Source organism: Dokdonella koreensis DS-123 (assembly GCF_001632775.1).
Classification (GTDB): domain Bacteria; phylum Pseudomonadota; class Gammaproteobacteria; order Xanthomonadales; family Rhodanobacteraceae; genus Dokdonella; species Dokdonella koreensis.
This window is the reverse complement of record NZ_CP015249.1, coordinates 1,136,043-1,154,179: the sequence shown is the minus strand read 5'-3', so window position 1 is coordinate 1,154,179 and position 18,137 is coordinate 1,136,043. Positions and strand designations below refer to the sequence as shown.

Sequence of the window (18,137 nt, the reverse complement as noted above, 5' to 3'; positions counted from 1 at the left end):
GATGACCCGCACCGATCTCCACGACTCCATCCGCGCCGTGCTCTGGCAGGGCGACCACCTGCGCCTGCTCGACCAGCGCCGCCTGCCGTTCGAGGAAACCGCCATCGACTGCCGCAGCGCCGCCGAGGTAGCCGCCGCGATCACCGACCTGGTGGTGCGCGGGGCCCCGGCGATCGGCATTGCCGCGGCCTGGGGCGTGGTGCTCGCCGCCCGCGCGGATCCGGCGACGCTGCCGGCAGCGCTGGAACAGCTGCGCGCGGCGCGGCCGACCGCGGTCAACCTGATGTGGGCGCTGGACCGCATGAAGCGCGCGATCGCCGCCGGGGCGGATGCCGCGGCGCTCGCCGTCGAAGCGCAGGCGATCCAGGACGAAGACCTCGCCGCCAACCGCCGCATGGGCGAATTGGGCGCCGCCCAGCTCGGCCCCGCGCCGGTCGGCGTGCTGACCCATTGCAATACCGGCTCGCTGGCCACCGCCGGCTTCGGCACCGCCCTGGGCGTGATCCGGGCCGGCTACGCCGCCGGCCGCATCGACCGCGTCTACGCCGGCGAGACGCGCCCGTGGCTGCAGGGCGCGCGGCTGACGATGTGGGAGCTGGCGCGCGACGGCATCCCGGCCACGCTGATCGCCGACTCGGCCGCCGCACACCTGATGAAGTCCGGCGCGGTGCAGTGGGTGATCGTCGGCGCCGACCGCATCGCCGCCAACGGCGACACCGCCAACAAGATCGGCACCTACCAGCTGGCGATCGCGGCACGCCACCACGGCGTGCGCTTCATGGTCGTGGCACCCTCCTCCACCGTCGACATGACGGCCGCCTCCGGCGCTGCGATCGAGATCGAGCTGCGCGCCGCCACCGAACTGCTCGGCTACGGCGGCCAGCGCACGGTCGTCGACGGCGCACAGGCCTGGAACCCGGTGTTCGACGTCACGCCGGCCGAGCTGATCGACGTCATCGTCACCGAACGCGGCGTGATCGAGCGACCGGCGCAGACCGGCCTGGCGCTCCAGTTCGGACCGCCCGCCTGACCACCCCACCCGCCCGATGAGCGCATACGCCGCAGCACTGCCCCAGGGAACGGCCGGCCATGGCATCGCCTGAGCCGTCACGCACACGCAGGGAGCGCAGTGCGGCGGCGCGCGTGCTGCTGCTGTTCGCCGTCGGTGGCGTGATCGGCTTCCTGATCGATGCGACGATCGTCCAGGTACTGGTCAAGTGGGCCGGCTGGAACCCCTACCTGACGCGCCTGCTGTCGTTCCTGGTCGCCGCCACCGGCACCTGGCTGTTCAACCGGACCTACACCTTCAGCGCGGACCGCCGCTACGGCGTGTTCGGCGAATGGGCGCGCTACCTGCTGGCGATGAGCGGCGGCTTCGCGGTCAACTACGGCCTGTATTCGCTGCTGGTGTTCCACTACGCCGGCATCCGCGCGCAGCCGGTGATCGCGGTCGCCGCCGGCTCGCTGGCCGGCATGGTCGTCAATTTCGTCTCGTCGCGGTTCTGGATCTTCCGCAAGCGCAGCGAAACGGCCGAGCAGTCGCCGCTCGACTAGCCGGTCGTCGAGCAGGGGGGCCTGCCCCTCCCACGCGGTCGCGGCGGCGTCATCGGTCGCGCAGATCAACGGCCCCGCACGCGGGCCCTGCCCGGATCACCCCAGCAGGCTGTCACTCGACGTCGGCTTGAACCGCCCTCAGCGATCGGCCCAGCGCAGGCGTTCGATCGCGCAGGGCTTCATCAGTTCGCTGCGTGCCGCCGGATCGGCCGGCAGGTTCAACGGGAAGATCAGCCAGCTGAACACGCGGTCGCGGCCGCCGTTGTTGACGCTCGGCTCGAACTGCAGGTGACTGGCGATGCTGACCGCGAGCTTGGCCAGGTCCGGTCCCTCCGGCACGATGCGCTGCAGCTTCACCGTGCTGGTGCGGCCGGTGCCCTCGACCACGAACGAGACCGCCGCACAGGTCGGCACGTCCAGGCCCTTGCCGAACATCGGCGCGTCGCCCTGCACCGACGCGTTGATCAACACCCAGTGCTTGGGCAGGTCGTCCGGCGCGACCACGCGCGGTTGCTTCTGCGCCAGCGCCACGGCCGGCGCGAGGGCAGCAGCCAGGACCAGCAGTCCGGCTGCGCGTGTCGCCGCCCGGCGCAGCGGGACGGATGCCAAGCGCGCCGCGGACGACGATGATGAATGACCTGCGCAGATCATGGGGCCTCCGGAGCTTCGCGACGGGCGGGCACGCCCGCCACGATTGTACTGCGCACCGCGGGCGCGGCCGTCGCCGCGCGCCGGCCGGTGCGCGGCGGTTCAGAGGTCGCCGAGCCCCTCGGCCAGGCCGGCCGGCCCGACCCGCAGCAACTTGAGCGTATTGGTCCCGCCGAGCTGGCCGGTGTGGTCGCCGGTGGTCAGGATCACCCGATCGCCCTCGGCCAGCAGGCCCAGGCCGAACAGGTGCTGCACCGCCGCGCGGGCCGCCTGCACCGGGCCGACGTCGTGCGGATCGAAGTCGATCGGGTGCACGTCGCGATAGAGCAGCATGCGCCGCCGCGCGGCGGCGTGGCGCGAGAGCGCGAAGATCGGCACGCTGGAACGGTGGCGTGACAGCCAGCGTGCGGTCTCGCCGGACTCGGTCAGCGCGACGATCGCGCGCGGTCCCACACGGCCGGCCAGGACCATCGCGGCCAGCGCGATCGCCTGGTCCGTACGCTCGATCAGTGCCGCGCGCGGCGCGAAATCCTCCTGCGGCTCGAACTGGCGCTCGGCGCCGAGGCATACGCGCCGCATCGCCGCCACTGCCTTGTCCGGATGCCGGCCGGCGGCAGTCTCCTGCGACAGCATCACCGTGTCGGTGCCGTCGATGACCGCATTGGCGACGTCCAGCACCTCGGCGCGCGTCGGGATCGGCGACTCGACCATCGACTGCATCATCTGCGTCGCGGTGATGACGATGCGGTTGCGCTCGAGCGTCTCGCGGATGATCTTCTTCTGGAGGCCGGGCAGTTCGGCGTCGCCGATCTCCACGCCCAGGTCGCCGCGTGCGACCATGACCACCTCGCTGGCCTCGATGATCTCGTCGAGCACGCCGATCGCCTCGGTGCGCTCGATCTTGGCGACCAGGGCGGCGGCGCCGCCGGCAGCGCGCAGCAGGTCGCGCGCCTGGACCATGTCGCTGGCGTTCTTGACGAACGAGACCGCCAGGAAATCGACCCCGATCGAAGCGGCCAGGCGGATGTCGGCGCGATCCTTGTCCGAGAGCGCGGCGACGCTGAGCCCACCGCCCATGCGGTTGATGCCCTTGCGGTCGGACAGGCGGCCGCCGACGGTCACCCGGCACTGGATCTGCTGGTCGGCGACGGCGGCCACCTCGAACGCGAGCAGGCCGTCGTCGAGCAGCAGGACGTCGCCGACGCGCACGTCGCGCCACAGGTCGTGATAGCCGACGCCGACGCGGTGGCGATCACCGGCGGGGGCATCGGGCCGGCAGTCCAGCGTGAACGAATCGCCCGGGTCGAGGTGGACGGCGCCGTCGGCGAAGCGCTCGACGCGGATCTTGGGGCCCTGCAGGTCGCCGAGGATCGCCACTTCGCGGCCCAGCGCGGCGGCGGCGGTGCGCACCGCATCGGCACGAAGACGATGGTCCTCGGGCTGGCCGTGCGAGAAGTTCAGGCGCACCACGTCCACGCCCTCGGCCAGGATGCGCTGCAGCATCTCCGGCGGGTCGGTCGCCGGCCCGAGCGTGGCGATGATCTTGGTGCGGCGCAGTTGCGGCGTCATCTGGGCGGCGTCCCTCTCGCGATCGGTGCGGTCAAACCTAGCACAGCGGCTTGACCGGAACCGGTCATGCGACAACGGATACCGGGGCACCGTCCGTACCCGCCATCGGTCCCGGCCGCCGGCCACCGAGCTCGCCCTCCGGTCCGGGAAACGCCGTGGCGTGCGCGTCGCGCGAGGCCGGGTGGTGCGACCGAAGCGCCCCCGGCAAGCTCCGGTCCGCGACCGCAGCCGAGGCACACCGCCGCCCGCCGGGCGCGATCAGGTCGCCGCGACGGCGCCCCGCGCCGGGCGGCCGGGCAGCACCGACGGCCATCGCGACAATTTGCCCGGCTGGTTTTGAGCTGCACTGCAACAATATTCCGGAATCTTGCAGTTTCACCCCTTGCAAACACCAGCGAACAGGCAAAGACTGAAATGGTGCATAGCACCATTAACGTCAGGCCCTGGCAGCTCCGGGCGAAGACCGCCCGGCGCCGGCTAATCCTTCTTCACCCTCGAGGAGACGCACCATGCACTTCGCAAACCTGATCCTCGGCGCGTCGATCGGCCTGCTCGCGGCCAGCATCACGCACGCCGCGCCGCCGCAGACCGCTTCCGACGCCACCGCCACGGCACTGCGTGCGCAAGCACCGGCCCAGAGCCGCAAGGTCGTGCAGATCGGCAACGACATCGTCGTCGTCAGCCTGGTCCCGGCGGCGGGCACGGGCACGGCGGACAACATCGGCATCACGCGCTACGACGCGACCGGAACCCCGCTGGCCTGGGGCACCACCGGCGCCTGGAACCCGGATGGCGGCAGCGACATCCTGTTCCCGAACAACCCGTGGCACTTCACGGCGATCCGCGACGTCCAGGTGTTCAAGGACCATGTCTGGATCCTCGCCGACTCGACCGTTGCCGACAGCGGCGGCGAGACCCGGCGGACCACCGACATCCTCGCGTTCAGTACCCGTGGCGAGTTCAAGGGCGGTCATTTCAACGTCATCCGCGCCGAACCCTCACGCAACGTGATCGGCGCCGGCATGGCCTTCACGCCGGCCGCCGCGGGCGAGGCGGCCGATCGCCTGCTGGTGGTCGCCGCCTGCCCGGACGACGCCGCGTCCGACGATCGGCTGTGCCTGCGGCGCTTCGAGCTGGCCACGCGCGACGCGTGGTACCCGTCCTTCGCCGGCAGTGCCGAGAGCGAGAGCCGCTGGAACCTCGACGGACGCGGCGTCGCCTCGACGGCGCGTCCGTAGCCGCCAACCGGTAGCGCGGTGCATGCCGCGCTACCGGGCCGCGGCCCCGGGTCACATCGGGCCGCGGCCGTCCTCGCCGGTTGCGGGCGAGGCGTCCGCCGCACGCCAGGCCCGGCGCGCGACGATCCAGCCGAGCAGGGCCGCGGCGAGCAGGACCAGGGCGGCGATCAGGAACGCCGCGCCCGGCAGCGGCAACAGCGCGGCATCCCCGATCGATACCGCATAGACGGTGCCGAAGAACATCGGCGAGAGCACGCCGGCGACGCTGGCGACGCTCATGTTCGCGCCCTGCAGCTGCCCCTGCTCCGATTCGGAGACGCGCTGGGTCATCAACGACAACAAGGTGGGCATCGCCAGGCCCCACAGGGCGTTCGGCAGCAGCGCCAGCGCGAACAGCAGCCCGGTCGGCGCCAGCCCCATGCAGGCCAGGCCCACCGCACCGCCGAACAGGCCGAAGATCATCGTCGCCCGATCGCCGAAGCGCTTGACCGCGCGGCCGACCAGTACGCCCTGCACCAGCATGTCCAGCGCCCCGGCGAGGGCCAGCAGGACACCGACCGTCCACGGACTCCAGCCGTAGCGGTGGGCCGCGTACAGCACGAACACGGCCGAGAACACGTGATGGGCGAAGTACAGCAGGAAGTTGACGACGGCCAGGCCGGACAACTCCGGATGCGAGCGCAGCAGCGTCAGCGCGCCGAACGGATTGGCACGCCGCCAGGTGAAGCGCATCCGCCGATCGGCCGGCAGCGACTCGGGCAGTACGAAGAGCCCGTAGAAGAAGGTGACGGCGCTGAGCGCCGCCGCCACCCAGAAGGGTGCGCGCGGCGACACCTCGCCCAGCACGCCGCCGAGCAGCGGGCCGGCGACGAAGCCGGCGCTGAACGCGGCGCCGACCAGGCCGTAGCCGCGCGCACGCCCTTCCGGCGGCGTGATGTCGGCCATGTAGGCGTACACCGTCGTGAAGCTGGCCGACGTCACGCCCGCGATCATGCGGCCCAGCGCCAGCCACCACAGGTTCGGCGCCACCGCCATCAGCAGGTAGTCGGCGGCCAGTCCCGCCGTCGAAATCAGGATGACCGGACGGCGGCCGACCTGGTCGGACAGGGTGCCGATCACCGGCGAGGCGATGAACTGCATCAGCGCCCACAGCGCGACGAACACGCCGTTGATCACGCCGGCCTGTGCGGTCGAGCCGGCGAACGCCTCGATCAGCGGCGGCAGCACCGGGATGACGATGCCCATCGCGACGATGTCGAGCATCGCCACGACGAGGATGAACGCGACCGCGGCCGTACGCCGGGACGAAGGAAGAATCGACATCGGAGACACCGCCGGGCGGCGTGGGAGGCGCGAAAGGGCGCCGATTGTAGAGCGTGCGGCGGACGTTGGGATGACGGCCGGAGGCGGTCGCACCGTGCCCGTCACGACACCGGCCGGGCGCCGGAACGGAACGCACGCCCGGCAAGCGCACGCCGGACCAGGGCGCGCTGCCGCACGGCGCGGCCACGGCCGCGCCGGAACGTCTGCCGTCAGGCCAGGCCGGCTACCTGCCGCAGCGCCTGCTCGAACACCTCCGGCGGCTGTCCCCCGGAGACCAGGTGGCGCTCGTTGAGGATGACCGCCGGGACCGACCGGATGCCGTTGCGGTGGTAGAACGCTTCCTGCGCGCGCACCGCGTCGGCGTGGCGGTCCGATTGCAGGAGCGCATCGGCTTCGGCGACGTCGAGTCCGGCCTCCCCGGCCAGCGCGAGCAGCGTTCCATGCGAGGAAATGTCGGCGCCGTCGGTGAAGTAGGCCCGCAGCAGCGCGTGCTTGAGTGCGCGGTCCCGGCCCTGCCCTTCGAGCGCGGCCGCGTGCAGCAGCCGGTGCGCGTCGAAGGTGTTGTAGATGCGCGTCCGCGGACCGAACACGACGCCCACCGCCGCCCCGCGCTCGCGCAGGCGGGCCTGGTTTTCGGCGATCTGGTCCGGCGTGATGCCGTACTTGTGCGCCAGGTGCGCGTCGATCGCCTCGCCCTCCCGCGCCATGCCGGGATTGAGTTCGAACGGCTGGAAGTGCAGATCGACCGCGATCGCATCGCCGATGCGCGCGATCGCCTGTTCGAGCGAATACAGGCCGATCGCGCACCAGGGGCACACGACATCGGAAACGAAATCGATCCGGATACGGGCGGGACCGGCGGCGGCGGACATCGGACACTCCGGCAAAGCGAGGGAATGGCGGCGTGACCTGCCGCCGACCGGCGATATGGGGATCGCCCGCAGGCCGATCAACCGGCCCGGCGATCGCTCACGCGCTGTCCGTCGGCCAGCCGCTCCGCCCCTCGCACGACGACGCGATCGCCTGCATTCACGGCGCCGGCCTCGACCCAGCCCGTCGCGGACCACGCCCGGCCGCACGAGCGCTCGGCGGTGCCGCCGGCACGGATGCGCGGACTCCCTTGGCGCACCGGCGCTCGGCAGCACGGGGCCGATGAGACGCCCGGCGCGCCCGGAATTTCACCGCCTGCGCCGAAGCGCCCGGGCCGCGCGCCGAGGCGTTGCGGCGCCGCGTCAGTGCAGCAGCGCGGCCTTGTCCTTGTAGCTGCGCGAGAGCTTGAGCGTCTGCCCGGTCTGGAGCGTCACGAAGTACTCGCCGTTGACGTGCGAACGCAGCTCGCGCACGCAATCGCGATTGACGATCGTCGAGCGGTGGATGCGCACGAAACGCCGCGGATCGAGGCGCTGCTCCATCTCGCGCATGGTCGCGCGAAGCACCAGCGTCTCGGTGGTGGCGTGGATGCACAGGTAGTCGCCCGCCGCATCGATCCAGCGGACGTCGGCGGGGTCCAGGCGCACGGTACGGTCGCCGTCGCGAAACGCCAGCTTGTCGCAGGGGGCGGCGACATCGCCGGAAAGGGCATCGACCAGGCTGAGCCCCGGTCGCCCGGAGACCTGCGCGAGCAGGCCGAGCAGCCGGTCGCGGTGCTGGCCGGCCGCGCGCGATGCCAGCGCCTCGCGTGCGCGTGCCAGCGCCTGGTCCAGGCGCGCGTCGTCGACCGGCTTGAGCAGGTAGTCGATCGCGCTCGCCGCGAAGGCATCGAGCGCGTACTGGTCGTAGGCGGTGACGAAGACCGTCATCGGCAGCTGTTCGGCCGGCAGCGCCCGCAGCAGCGCGAAGCCGTCCACTTCCGGCATCTGCACGTCGAGGAACAGCAGGTCCGGCCGCACGCGGGCGATCGCCAGGAACGCCTCGTGGCCGTTGCCGGCCTGGCCGACGATCGTGACGTCCGCATGGCGGGCCAGCCGCAGCTCCAGGCCCCGCCGGGCCAGCGGCTCGTCGTCGACGATGAGGACGCGCAGGTTCGGGTTCATCGTGGCGCGCCTCCTTCGGGGACCGGATCGAACGGCAGGTCGAGCAGGATCTCCAGCCCGCGCGGGGCGAGGTTGCGCGTGCCCATGTGCTGGCGCGCCCCGTAGAGCACGCGCAGCCGCTCGCGCGTGTTGGCCAGGCCCACGCCGGTGCAGGAAGTCTTGGGCGGCAGTCCCGGTCCGTCGTCGCGCACCAGGATGTGCAGGCGGTCGCCGCGCACCTGGGCGCCGATCTCGATCGTGCCGCCGTCGGCGCGCGGCGCGACCGCGTACTTGATGCTGTTCTCGATCAGCGGCTGCAGGACCAGGCTCGGCACGCGTCCGCGCCGCGCTTCGGCGCCGGCCTCGACCCGCACGCGCAGGCGCTCGCCGAAGCGCAGCTGCTCGATCCCGAGATAGCGCTCGAGCGCGTCCAGTTCCTCGCCGAGCGCGACCAGCTGCACCGGGTCGGAATCGAGCGTGTGGCGCAGGAAGCCCGACAGCGCGCCGACCATGCGATTGGCGGTCACGTTCTGGTCGTCGAGGATCAGCGTCGAGATCGCGTTGAGCGTGTTGAACAGGAAATGCGGGTTCAGCTGGTAGCGCAGCATCTTCAGCTGCGCCTCGTGCGCCATCGCGGTGGCCTTGAGCGCCGTTTCGCGCTCGCGCGCCAGCTGGCGGCCGAAGCGAATCCCGAAGTAGAACCCGCTCCAGGACAGGATCACGTAGAGCGAGGTGCCGAAATGGGCGATGTAGCCGGCCGGGCTGGCGGGCCGGCAGGTCGCGCAGACCCCGAACAGGATCTCGGCACAGGCCTTGGCGTAGATCGCCGTCGCGGCGACGAGCAGCACGGTCGACGCGACGATCATGCGCCGTACCGGCCAGCCGCCGACCGCACGGTAGCCGAGCCGCAGCAGCGCGGTGACCACGAAGCCGGCGACCGCCGAGCCGGCCGATACCCACAGGTAGAACAGCGGCTTGCCGTAGCCCAGTGCGGCCAGCGCGTTCAACGTGAAGTAACCGAGCCAGCCGGCCGTCTGCAGGATCCAGAACAGGCGCGGCGTACCCGATACCAGGCTGCGGAAGACGGGAACGGTCGATTCGCTCATGACCGTCGCATGCTAGGGCCTCGCGAAGACACCGGAAAACGGCTCGTCGCGCCGGGCGCACGCTTCGGCGCAGGCGGCGGCTACGGCCGCCGCGGCCGCCTCAACCGCGCCGCAGCAGCGTACGCAATTCGATCAGCGCGGCATTGGCCCGCGAGACGTAGTTGGCGAGCACCAGCGAATGATTGGCGAAGAAGCCGTACGGCGAGCCGTTGAGGATCATCGGGCTCCAGATCGAATGCTGGGCTTCCTCCAGCTCGCGGATGACCTGCTCCAGGCTCGCCACGGCGTTCTTGTCGCGCAGCACCGGCCCGAAGTCGATCGCGATCGCCTCGAGCTGCTCGCGCAGCGCCCAGGTATAGCCGCGTGCCTCGTAGAAGTTGTCGTCGATCTTGAGCCAGGGCGTCTTGACCAGCAGCGGCCCGCTCGCGGACGTCGCGCCGTCGCCGGGGTCGCCCAGGCTGGTCTCCAGCCGCACCTGGCCGACGCTGGCCGAAAGCCGCTGCGAGAGCGAGCCGAGCCGCCCGGAAGCGACCTGCAGGTAGTCGGCGAGGTTGTCGGCGCGGGCGAAGAACTGGGCGCCGCCGCGGCCCGGGTCGGCCAGGCGCGCGGCATAGCCCTCGACCCGGCGGATCGCCTTGCGGTACTGGCCTTCGGAGCTGGGCAGCAGCCAGCGGTCGCTGGGCGAGTTGAACAGCGGATCGGCCTCCTGCAGGTCCTTGTCCTCGGCGGACTGGCTCTGCGAGCGGCTGAAGTCGTTGCGCAGCGCGCGCGCCAGGTCGCGGGTGGCGGTCAGCACGCCGAATTCCCAGTTCGGCACGTTGTCCATCAGCACGCCGGGCGGCAGCTTGTCGTTGCTGAGATAGCCGCCGCGCTTGTCCAGCAGGACCTCGGCCGAGCCGATCAGCGTGGAAACGGTCACATAGCCGGTGGTCAGGGACTGGCCCGGTCCCAGGCGCGCCTGCGCCGCCTGCGCGACGTCGAAGCGCGGCGGCTCGTCGTCCCACCACCACATCAGCGCCACGACGACCAGGACATAGAGCCCGACCACGCCCAGGAGCGAACGCGCCAGCCAGGAGCGGCGCGGCGGTACGGTCTGCTGCATCGTTCGGACTCCCATGCGGGTCGAAGACAGGTCGACAGCCTAGCAGAGTGGCGCTGCCGTCGCGGACGATGCCGGCACCGTGCGCCTCGCGGCGCCGGCAGGCCCGCGACGCGCCACAGCGCACCGGCCGCGACTCCCCGGCGGTGCCGCCACCTGGGCGGCCCGCACGGCGGCACGCGGGGCGCCGTGCGCGCCCCGGGCCTAGGATGCGCGCGGGGCGCGCTTGGCCGGCTCGCCCTTCTTCCCGAGGTTTTCCAGCATCGTGCCGAGGTCCTCGGCGTGTTCTTCCTCCATCGCCAGGATCTCCTCCATCATGCGCCGCGTGGTGGGGTCGTCGTTGCCCAGGTACTGGATGATCTCGCGGTAGCTGTCGATGGCGATGCGCTCGGCCACCAGGTCCTCCTGGATCATCTCGACCAGATCGCCCCCCTCCACGTACTCGGAGTGGCTGCGCGTCAGCAGGCCTTCCGGCGAGAAATCGGGCTTTCCGTCGAGCTGGGTGATCCGCTCGGCAATGCGGTCGGCGTGCGCCTGTTCCTCGCGGGCGTGCTCCAGGAACTCGGCGGCGACGCTCTTGGCGTGGATGCCCGAGGCCATGTAGTAGTGGTACTTGTAGCGCAGCACGCAGACGATCTCGGTGGCCAGGGCCTCGTTCAGCAACCGGATGACGGTGGGTCGGTCGGCGGCATAGCCCGCCGTCACCGCACCCTGCTCGATGTGTTCGCGGGCGCGGCGGCGAAGCGTCTGGATGTCGGTGAGAAACGGCTTGGGTGTCGCGGGCTTGCTGCGTTGCGGCTGTGCGGCCATACCTGCCTCCTCGCTGGAGTGGGTGGGGATCGCCACGGCGTGCGCGGCGATCCGGGCACGCTAAGCCCCGGAGCGCGAAAGGAGGATGAACGGGCGTACGTCGCCGCCGGCGCCCGGAGCGCGATGCCCCGGACCGGATGCACGGCGCACCGGCGGAGCCACGCGGCCCCACCGGCACGACCAGCGGCCGGGCATCCGTCGACGGCGCGACGGAGCCCGGGACTGCGCCTTCGCCCGCGACGGATCAGTCGACGCCGAACGACTGCAGCTGCACCGGCGTGGCGACCCGGTTGGCGGCGCTGAACAGCACCGCCGTTTCGGATGCGCCCGGCGCCAGCGTGAACGTCCACTGCAGACCGATCGTGATGTCGCCGGGGCCGAACGGGAACCCGCCGTCGTCGAAGTTCGTCACCGACGCATCGCTGAGCAATGCGGCGATATCGGTCGCCGCAGCGAACGGCAGCGCCTTCACGGCGACCGCATTCGGACTGCGCGCTTCGGCGAAGCCGACGTCGTCCATGCGGATGTGGCCCTGGCCGACGAGCGTACCGACGTCGGTGCCGGCCGAACCGTTGACGTCCCAATCGGTCATCTGGAACAGGTGCAGGGTGATCGGCGCATTGCCACCGTTGGTCACCACCATGTTGGTGGTCACCTCGCCGTTACCGGCACCGTCGACCAGGGTGTGGGTCTTGGTCGCCGAGAAGCCACGGCCGCCGACGTTGGTCCAGGCGATCGTCGCCGTGGCCCCGCTGTAGTTCTGCGTATCCGGCGTCGGAAACACCGTTTCGGAAGCATCCCCCTCGATGCGGAACCACCAGCCCGCCTCGAAGATCTGGTCGCCGGTGCCGACGCCGGTGAAGTTGGCCGCGGGCGAGGTGTCGAAATGCGAAGTGGCGATGACATACGACGCCGCGCCGCTGCTGATCGTCCCTTGCGCCAGGGCGTAGCCCGGCAGTGCCGCGAACGCGGCGAGAACCACGATTGAACGAATAGCCATGAGCGTAAACCCCCGAGTCTGCGTATGCGTTGGAAATCTTTTCCGATTGCACGCGCCCCCTGTCCACCGCTCCACCGAACCGCCCGCGCAGGCGGCTCGACGTCACCCGCATCCTCGTCCCAATTGCGGCATTGCGCAAGAACCACGCGGAGGAAACGTGACGCACGGCCCCCGGCCGCCGCGCGCCGCGTTCCCGGCGGGTCCCGGCTACGCCTGCCGGTACAGCTCGCCCCCCTGTTCGCGGAACTCGCTGGCCTTCCCGGCCATCCCCTCGCCGAGCGCCTCGCGCTCGCCGACGCCATGCTCGCGGGCGTAGTCGCGCACGTCCTGGGTGATCTTCATCGAACAGAACTTGGGACCGCACATCGAGCAGAAGTGCGCGGTCTTGTGCGCGTCCTTGGGCAGGGTCTCGTCGTGGAACTCCTTGGCCTTCTCCGGATCGAGCCCGAGGTTGAACTGGTCCTGCCAGCGGAACTCGAAACGCGCCTTGCTGAGGGCGTTGTCGCGCGCCTGGGCGGCCGGATGGCCCTTGCCGAGGTCGGCCGCATGCGCGGCCAGCTTGTAGGTGATGATGCCGTCGCGCACGTCCTGCTTGTCCGGCAGGCCCAGGTGTTCCTTGGGCGTGACGTAGCAGAGCATCGCGGTGCCGTACCAGCCGATCATCGCCGCGCCGATGGCCGAGGTGATGTGGTCGTAGCCGGGGGCGATGTCGGTGGTCAGCGGCCCCAGCGTGTAGAACGGCGCCTCGTGGCACTTCTCGAGCTGGCGCTCCATGTTCTCCTTGATGAGGTGCATCGGCACGTGGCCGGGCCCCTCGATCATGACCTGCACGTCGTGCTTCCAGGCGACCTGGGTCAGTTCGCCGAGCGTGTCCAGCTCGGCGAACTGCGCCGCGTCGTTGGCGTCGGCGATCGAGCCCGGGCGCAGGCCGTCGCCGAGCGAGAAGGCGACGTCGTAGGCCTTCATGATCTCGCAGATCTCCTCGAACCGCTCGTAGAGGAAGCTCTCGCGATGGTGGGCCAGGCACCACTTGGCCATGATCGACCCGCCGCGCGAGACGATGCCGGTCACGCGCGACGCGGTCAGCGGGATGAACGGCAGGCGCACGCCGGCGTGGATCGTGAAGTAGTCCACGCCCTGCTCGGCCTGTTCGATCAGCGTGTCGCGGAACAGCTCCCAGGTGAGGTCCTCGGCGACGCCGCCGACCTTCTCCAGCGCCTGGTAGATCGGCACCGTGCCGATCGGCACCGGCGCGTTGCGGATGATCCACTCGCGCGTCTCGTGGATGTGGCGGCCGGTCGACAGGTCCATGACCGTGTCCGCGCCCCAGCGGATCGCCCAGACCATCTTCTCCACTTCCTCGGCGATCGAGCTGGTCACCGCCGAATTACCGATGTTGGCGTTGATCTTCACCAGGAAGTTGCGGCCGATGATCATCGGCTCGCTTTCCGGGTGGTTGACGTTGTTCGGGATGATCGCGCGGCCACGCGCGATCTCGGACCGGACGAACTCCGGCGTGATGATCTTCGGGATCGCCGCGCCGAAACTCTGGCCGGGATGCTGCTTGAGCAGGTGCATCTCGCGGATCGCGTCGAGCTTCTGGTTCTCGCGGATCGCCACGTACTCCATCTCCGGCGTGACGATGCCGCGGCGTGCGTAGTGCATCTGGCTGACGTTGGCGCCGGCCTTGGCGACGCGCGGCTTGGGCACGTTCGGGAAACGCACGTGGTCGAGCTGCGCGGCGGTCGCGTGGCGGCGCGTGTACGGCGAGCTGAAGTCGGCCAGGTGCTCGGTGTCGCCCCGCTCGGCGATCCATGCCGCCCGCAGCGGCGGCAGCCCCGCGACCAGGTCCACCCGGTAGTCCGGGTCGGTATAGGGACCGGAGGTGTCGTAGACCGTGAACGGCGCGTTCTTCTCGGCGCCGAACAGGCTCGGCGTATCGTCGAGCACGATCTCGCGCATCGGCACGCGCAGGTCGGCGCGGGAGCCTTCGACATGGGTCTTGCGCGAGCCCGGTATCGGCCGGGTCACGGTCTCGGAAAGCGCCTGGGCCTGGCGCAGCAGCGGGGCGGGAACGGCATTCATCGGCTTGCGTCCTGTGTGATGGCGACACCGCGAGGCAATGCGGTGCACGGGGGTGGCACGACGGACGAAGCGAGGCACCGGCAGCCCGCGAGGCCGCTCGGCGAAGCTCCCTACACCGGTGCTAACCGGATCAGGTTCGAAGGGACTCTCTCAGCCGGCACGGACCGGCACCCCCGCTTCTCGACGTGCATTCAACCACGTCGCCCCGCCGGAAGGAACCGCCGCGAGCGGCGGCGCGGTGATTCATCCCTCCATCGCGAATAAGCGATATAATCGCGCCCCTCGTTGCCCACCGAGGGGCGCTGCGACCGTCGCTCCGTCGACGACCAGGCTCGGCGGGCCGTCCCCTTTCGAACCGCGCCTACCGAATTGCACCGGAGAATTCCGCGATGAATGCAGTCGCCAAGAACACCCCCGCCCAGGACTACAAGGTCGCCGACATCGCGCTCGCCGACTGGGGTCGCAAGGAGATCGACATCGCCGAGCACGAGATGCCGGGCCTGATGTCGATCCGCAAGAAGTACGCCGCCACCGCGCCGCTCAAGGGCGTGCGGGTGACCGGCTCGCTGCACATGACGATCCAGACGGCGGTGCTGATCGAGACGCTCAAGGACATCGGCGCCGACGTGCGCTGGGCCTCGTGCAACATCTTCTCGACCCAGGACCACGCCGCCGCGGCGATCGCCGCCAGCGGCACGCCGGTGTTCGCCTGGAAGGGCGAGACGCTGGAGGAATACTGGGACTGCACGCTCGACGCGCTGAGCTTCCCGGATGGCGCCGGCGGCTTCCTCGGCCCGGAGCTGGTCGTGGACGACGGCGGCGACGTCACCTTGTTGATCCACAAGGGCCATGAACTCGAGAACGGCGGTACCTGGGTCGACACCCCCTCGTCCAACCACGAGGAGCAGGTCATCAAGAACCTGCTCAAGCGCGTCGCCAAGGAGCGCCCCGGCTTCTGGGGCCGCGTGGTCAAGGACTGGAAGGGCGTCTCCGAGGAGACCACGACCGGCGTCCACCGCCTCTACCAGCTGGCCCAGGCCGGCAAGCTGCTGGTGCCGGCGATCAACGTCAACGACTCGGTCACCAAGAGCAAGTTCGACAACCTCTACGGCTGCCGCGAGTCGCTGGCCGACGGCCTCAAGCGCGCGATGGACGTGATGCTGGCCGGCAAGGTGGCCGTGGTCTGCGGCTACGGCGACGTCGGCAAGGGCTCGGCCCACAGCCTGCGCGCCTACGGTGCGCGCGTCGTGGTCACCGAGATCGACCCGATCAACGCCCTGCAGGCGGCGATGGAAGGCTTCGAGGTCAACACGGTCGAGAGCACGCTCGGCGTCGGCGACATCTACGTCACGACCACCGGCAACAAGGACGTGCTGACCCTGGTGCACATGCAGCAGATGAAGGACCAGGCCATCGTCTGCAACATCGGCCACTTCGACAACGAGATCCAGGTCGACGCGCTCGCCGCTTCCGGTGCCGCGCGCCTGAACATCAAGCCGCAGGTCGACAAGTACACCTTCGCCGGCGGCAACGCGATCTTCCTGCTCGCCGAAGGCCGCCTGGTCAACCTGGGCTGCGCGACCGGCCATCCGAGCTTCGTGATGTCCAACTCGTTCTCGAACCAGACGCTGGCGCAGATCGACCTGTGGGCCAACAAGGACCTCTACGATCCGAAGGTCTACATCCTGCCCAAGAAGCTCGACGAGGAAGTGGCGCGCCTGCACCTGGAGAAGATCGGCGTCAAGCTGACCCGGCTCACGACCGAGCAGGCCGACTACCTCGGCGTGCCCGTCGAAGGGCCCTACAAGCCCGACCACTATCGCTACTGATCCACAAGCGCACTCGGAGACCGGGGGCGCCGTACCATTGCGGTACGGCGCCTTTCTTCCGTCGTCAGCCAGGGGGCATACGATGACCGATCCGCTTTTCTCCCACCGTCGCCCGGCGCCTGCGCCCGCGGCTGCCGCGCCGAAGGCCGGCGCCGCCCCGGGACGCCGGCGCTGCACGCTTCGCTTCCCGGCCGCGGCGTACACCGCGGGCCGCGACGGCGAGGGCTGACCGATGCAGAGCGACGACCAGATCGTTTTCGACTCGGCCCGCCGGTTCATGCAGCGGGGCGACTTCGACGCCGCACTGCGGCCGCTGGAGGCCTTGCTGGCGGTCCACCCGGAGGCCACCGCGCTGCGCTGGCACCGCAGCCGCTGTCTCGAGAAACTCGGCCGCCGCGCCGAGGCGATCGCCGAGCTGGACCAGGTGATCCAGCGCCGGTCCGACTACCTCCCCGCCCTGCTCGCACGCATGGACCTCGGCGACGGGGATGAGGCGGTGCCGGAGGATGCCGGCCTGTTCCGGCGGATCCTGGCGCTGGAACCCGGCCATCCGCGCGCCAGTTACCGCCTGGCGCGTGCGCTTGCCGACGATGCCGACGCCGCGCTGCCGCTGCTGGACCGTGCACTGGCGGCCGACCCCAGCCAGCACGACGCCTGGCGGCTGCGCGCCGACCTGCGCTACCGCGCCGCCGCGCAGCCGGGCGACGCGGTCCCTGCGGCCACGCTCGTGCGCGATCCGCTGGGCATTGCCTACGACCGGACGCTGCTGGAGGCCGCGCTGGCCGACTACGAGTCCGCAGCCGCGATCGAGGAGGACACGCGCACCGACCTGCGCATCGCCGAGATCGCCCAGCGGCTGGACCGGCCCGCCGAAGCGCTGGAACGCTACGACGCCGCCCTGCGCCGCCTGGCCGGCGACGACCCCGCCCGCGCCCATGTCCAGGCGCTGCGCGACCGCGCCGAAGGCGGCAGCGCCGGCGAGCGCGAACACTACGCGCGCATGATCGAGGCCTCGCTCGGCGCGGCGAATGCCGATCGCAGCCTCCGGGAAGACTGGGCCGACGCGGCGATGCGCAGCGCCGCCGACCAGATCCGCAAGGGTGCCGACGTGCCGGCGGCGCTGGAGACCTTCGTCTCCGACTCGCCGGACGACATGACGGTCACCTACATCGCCCGGCAGATCTACAACCTGGCCCACGAGCCGCCTCCGGGGCTGGAACCGGCCGTGCCGGCGGACTTCCCGGCCTACCAGGGACGCCACGCCGACACCGTCGCGCGCGCGATCGAGCCGCTCGGCTACCTGCCGCTGGCCGATGCCGAGGCGAAGAACCTGACCGTGACGCTCGGGCAGCGGGTGTTGATCCGCCTGTTCACGCATCCGCAGTTCGGTGCCGCGGCAGCCTTCGCGATGCGGCCGAAGTGGCCCGGGCTGCTGGGCTACCTGGTCATGCTGCTCAGCGGCAAGTGGCGCATCCAGCGCATGCTCGAATGCTCGGCGCGGATCAGCGACGGCTGCTTCCTGAGCACGCGCGAGGCCGGCCCCGATCCGTTCGACTACGGCGGCGCCGAGCACTTCCGTTTCGAGACGCTGCCGCGCGGCAGCGGCCCGGCCGCCGTCGCGCGACGCCATGCCGAGCGGGTCGAGGACTACCTCGCCGCCCATCCCGACTGCCACGTCGATGTTCCGGCCTCGCTCGACGGCGTCGAGGGCCAGTGGATCGAATCGAACCAGATCAAGGCCGAGCACCGCCGTTCGCTCGACTACGTGACCGACGCCGAACTGCGCGGCGTGCTCGGAAAACACTACGACCGCTATGCCGGGAAGGTTCGCGCCCGGCTGGCGTTGATGACCGCGGAGTAAGCC

15 protein-coding genes and 2 riboswitches are annotated in these 18,137 nt (G+C 70.7%); of the genes, 5 read left to right on the top strand and 10 right to left on the bottom strand.

Annotated elements, in window-relative coordinates:
- Position 1 precedes the first annotated feature (1 nt).
- Both mtnA and I596_RS04470 read left to right on the top strand, forming a co-directional pair.
- Entirely contained in the window at positions 2 to 1,030 is a 1,029-nt protein-coding gene (gene mtnA / locus I596_RS04475; RefSeq protein ID WP_067644787.1) for an S-methyl-5-thioribose-1-phosphate isomerase, read from the top strand.
- Positions 1,031 to 1,089: 59 nt separating this feature from the next.
- Positions 1,090 to 1,554, top strand: a complete 465-nt coding sequence (locus tag I596_RS04470) for a GtrA family protein (RefSeq protein ID WP_067644784.1) — start codon at positions 1,090 to 1,092, stop codon at positions 1,552 to 1,554.
- Positions 1,555 to 1,692: 138 nt separating this feature from the next.
- On the opposite strand, the gene I596_RS04465 is transcribed toward I596_RS04470, so the two are convergent.
- Both I596_RS04465 and pyk read right to left on the bottom strand, forming a co-directional pair.
- Positions 1,693 to 2,163, bottom strand: a complete 471-nt coding sequence (locus I596_RS04465) for a hypothetical protein (RefSeq protein WP_067644781.1) — start codon at positions 2,161 to 2,163, stop codon at positions 1,693 to 1,695.
- Between the two features lie 141 nt (positions 2,164 to 2,304).
- Positions 2,305 to 3,771: a pyruvate kinase gene (gene pyk, locus I596_RS04460; protein ID WP_067644778.1), complete on the bottom strand. Its 1,467-nt coding sequence runs from the start codon at positions 3,769 to 3,771 to the stop codon at positions 2,305 to 2,307.
- 509 nt (positions 3,772 to 4,280) lie between these two features.
- Between pyk and I596_RS04455 the strand changes: the two genes are divergently transcribed.
- Positions 4,281 to 5,009, top strand: coding sequence for a hypothetical protein (locus I596_RS04455; protein WP_067644775.1), 729 nt, complete (start codon positions 4,281 to 4,283; stop codon positions 5,007 to 5,009).
- A gap of 51 nt (positions 5,010 to 5,060) precedes the next feature.
- Here I596_RS04455 and I596_RS04450 read toward each other — a convergent pair whose 3' ends face one another.
- From I596_RS04450 to thiC, 8 genes are all read right to left on the bottom strand, one after another.
- Positions 5,061 to 6,332: a TCR/Tet family MFS transporter gene (locus I596_RS04450; protein WP_067644772.1), complete on the bottom strand. Its 1,272-nt coding sequence runs from the start codon at positions 6,330 to 6,332 to the stop codon at positions 5,061 to 5,063.
- Positions 6,333 to 6,541: 209 nt separating this feature from the next.
- Complete coding sequence (locus I596_RS04445) at positions 6,542 to 7,204, bottom strand: DsbA family oxidoreductase (protein ID WP_067644769.1); 663 nt, start codon at positions 7,202 to 7,204, stop codon at positions 6,542 to 6,544.
- A 360-nt stretch (positions 7,205 to 7,564) separates the two neighbouring features.
- Positions 7,565 to 8,365, bottom strand: coding sequence for a LytR/AlgR family response regulator transcription factor (locus I596_RS04440; protein ID WP_067644766.1), 801 nt, complete (start codon positions 8,363 to 8,365; stop codon positions 7,565 to 7,567).
- Entirely contained in the window at positions 8,362 to 9,450 is a 1,089-nt protein-coding gene (locus I596_RS04435) for a sensor histidine kinase (protein WP_067644763.1), read from the bottom strand. The genes I596_RS04440 and I596_RS04435 overlap by 4 nt, the downstream gene beginning before the upstream one ends.
- 100 nt (positions 9,451 to 9,550) lie before the next feature.
- The gene (locus I596_RS04430) at positions 9,551 to 10,552 is read right to left on the bottom strand and encodes a DUF2333 family protein (protein WP_067644760.1); all 1,002 of its coding nucleotides are present in this window, start codon (positions 10,550 to 10,552) and stop codon (positions 9,551 to 9,553) included.
- Positions 10,553 to 10,753: 201 nt separating this feature from the next.
- Positions 10,754 to 11,359, bottom strand: a complete 606-nt coding sequence (locus I596_RS04425) for a ferritin-like domain-containing protein (RefSeq protein ID WP_067644757.1) — start codon at positions 11,357 to 11,359, stop codon at positions 10,754 to 10,756.
- 244 nt (positions 11,360 to 11,603) lie between these two features.
- On the bottom strand, positions 11,604 to 12,359 hold the full coding sequence (locus I596_RS04420; RefSeq protein WP_150132009.1) for a hypothetical protein: 756 nt from the start codon (positions 12,357 to 12,359) through the stop codon (positions 11,604 to 11,606).
- Between the two features lie 207 nt (positions 12,360 to 12,566).
- Complete coding sequence (gene thiC, locus I596_RS04415; protein ID WP_067644752.1) at positions 12,567 to 14,444, bottom strand: phosphomethylpyrimidine synthase ThiC; 1,878 nt, start codon at positions 14,442 to 14,444, stop codon at positions 12,567 to 12,569.
- A gap of 90 nt (positions 14,445 to 14,534) precedes the next feature.
- Positions 14,535 to 14,629, bottom strand: a riboswitch (TPP riboswitch).
- A 103-nt stretch (positions 14,630 to 14,732) separates the two neighbouring features.
- A riboswitch (S-adenosyl-L-homocysteine riboswitch) is annotated at positions 14,733 to 14,814 on the top strand.
- Positions 14,815 to 14,833: 19 nt separating this feature from the next.
- Between thiC and ahcY the strand changes: the two genes are divergently transcribed.
- Together ahcY and I596_RS04405 are read left to right on the top strand one after the other, a co-directional pair.
- Positions 14,834 to 16,273: an adenosylhomocysteinase gene (gene ahcY / locus I596_RS04410; protein ID WP_067644749.1), complete on the top strand. Its 1,440-nt coding sequence runs from the start codon at positions 14,834 to 14,836 to the stop codon at positions 16,271 to 16,273.
- Between the two features lie 232 nt (positions 16,274 to 16,505).
- Complete coding sequence (locus I596_RS04405; RefSeq protein ID WP_067644746.1) at positions 16,506 to 18,134, top strand: tetratricopeptide repeat protein; 1,629 nt, start codon at positions 16,506 to 16,508, stop codon at positions 18,132 to 18,134.
- Positions 18,135 to 18,137 lie beyond the last annotated feature (3 nt).